This is a genomic window from Bacillus cereus group sp. BfR-BA-01382, assembly GCF_022663475.1.
In the GTDB taxonomy this organism is placed as follows: domain Bacteria; phylum Bacillota; class Bacilli; order Bacillales; family Bacillaceae_G; genus Bacillus_A; species Bacillus_A thuringiensis_S.
This window is the reverse complement of record NZ_JAKUFQ010000410.1, coordinates 1-236: the sequence shown is the minus strand read 5'-3', so window position 1 is coordinate 236 and position 236 is coordinate 1. Positions and strand designations below refer to the sequence as shown.

Sequence of the window (236 nt, the reverse complement as noted above, 5' to 3'; positions counted from 1 at the left end):
CATCTTTAACAGTGTGTTGTTGTGGTGCTTGTGCTACCTTCGGCTGAGGTGCAACTACATTTTTTTGTGGAGCAATTGATTTTACTTCTTGCTTCGCATCTTGTTTTACCTCTTGCTTAACTTCCTGCTTTGTTTCTTGCTTTACCGTTTGCTTAACTTCTTGCTTTTTATTTTCCACCACGTTGTTCGCTTCTGCCTTTTGTGGTTGTTCAGTTTTTACTTCTTTAGCAGTTTCC

The 236-nt window shown here is 39.4% G+C and carries 1 pseudogene; it reads right to left on the bottom strand.

What is annotated here, in order from left to right:
* Nucleotides 1-236 (bottom strand): annotated as a pseudogene (locus tag MR160_RS34525) (putative porin); the annotation flags it as partial.